This is a genomic window from Segeticoccus rhizosphaerae, assembly GCF_009192725.1.
GTDB classification, from domain to species: Bacteria; Actinomycetota; Actinomycetes; order Actinomycetales; family Dermatophilaceae; genus Segeticoccus; species Segeticoccus rhizosphaerae.
Genome location: NZ_VOHR01000558.1, coordinates 1 through 1,331, shown reverse-complemented (window position 1 = coordinate 1,331; position 1,331 = coordinate 1). Strand labels below are relative to the sequence as shown.

Here is a 1,331-nt window from a genome sequence, read left to right as displayed (position 1 = left end):
CGGGAGCACCCGGCACGCCGGAGCCGGGACCGGTGCCAGGGTGCGCATGAGCGCTGCCACCGGCAGCACCACCCGCCACGGCTCAGGGGCGGGCGCCCGCGTCCGGGCCGGCACAGCGAAGGGCCAGTCCGAACCGCGCGTCAAACGCAACATCACCATCATCGCCGGACCAGTCACCAAGGGCTGGGACGGCGCCGCACCCACCCATGCGTGGGACGCGGGCGCACTCACCGGCAACCAGTGGACCGCCGGACCGCCCACCACCGGCTGGACCCCCGGCCCCGTCACCTCATAGGAGCAGGCAATGGCACTCGACATCACCCTCGACGCCGCAGAGGTCGCGATCGTCCCCAACGGCACCCAGCCGACCGACTCCGACTGGGTCGCCGCCGAATGGGTCCGGGCCGCGCCCACGCAGCAGCTCCCGGGCACCAACCGGCTCACCACCGACTACTGGTTCCTCAAGGTCACCGGCACCGTCGACAACGCCACCGACTTCGCATACCTGCGGGTGCTCGTCGGGCCAACCGGAGCCGTCGCACTGCCCGCCGACCCGGCCAAGAAGGTCGACGTGTGGTCTCGCATCCACGACGACCCGGAGACGCCCGTGCAGAAGCACGCCAGCGCCGTCCCCATCTCCTGAAATTCACGCCGACCGCCCCCAGCCGAGGGCGGCCACTTCTATGCCCCGGAGGGGAACGCCACATGGCAACCACGCTCAACTACTGGCCGCGCCTCGACCAGGCACCCAAGGCGTACTTCGTCGCCCCCAACGGGTACCACGTCAGCGGAGCCACGCCGGCAGTCGCGGAGATCCTCGACCACCTGGTGCGGCGGCTGGACGCCGAGGTCGAGAAGTGCGAGGAGATCCACGGGTACCGGCCCAGCAACGTCGGCATCAACTCGTACGTCCAGGACACCAACCACGCTTCCGCGACCGCGATCGACTACAACGGCGGCCGCCACCTGTACGAGCCGAACCACAAGGCCCAGTACGCCGCCGACGTGTACGCCGCGATCGGCTACGACCAGGACCAGATCGACAAGATCCGAGAGATTGTCGCCGACATCAACCGGGCCGCCGGGTTCACCGTCATCCGGTGGGGCGGCGACTTCGGCACCAAGCACGACCCGTCCCCGTTCCGGGTCCCCGGGTGGCGCGACCCCATGCACTTCGAGATCTACGGCTCCCACACCGGCGGCCGGGCCGTCTCCGCGGCCGACGCGGTGAAGGCGGCCGCGGCGAGGCCCTGCTCGGCCTCGGTGTCGACCTTGCCGAAGGTGATGTCGTCGTGCTTGGTCGCCGCCTGCTCGTAGACGGGGGCGAACTG

At 70.5% G+C, this 1,331-nt stretch carries 2 protein-coding genes and 1 pseudogene; 2 read left to right on the top strand and 1 reads right to left on the bottom strand.

Going from position 1 to position 1,331, the window contains the following annotated elements:
* Both FRW57_RS21630 and FRW57_RS21625 read left to right on the top strand, forming a co-directional pair.
* Positions 1–295: hypothetical protein (locus FRW57_RS21630; protein ID WP_203230478.1), on the top strand; the 295-nt coding region annotated here is incomplete at its 5' end.
* 9 nt (positions 296–304) lie between these two features.
* Positions 305–643 (top strand): hypothetical protein, encoded by a 339-nt coding sequence (locus FRW57_RS21625; RefSeq protein ID WP_152187039.1) that lies wholly within the window; start codon positions 305–307, stop codon positions 641–643.
* 589 nt (positions 644–1,232) lie between these two features.
* On the opposite strand, the pseudogene FRW57_RS24665 reads toward FRW57_RS21625, so the two are convergent.
* Positions 1,233–1,331: pseudogene (locus FRW57_RS24665) on the bottom strand (thiol reductase thioredoxin); the annotation flags it as partial.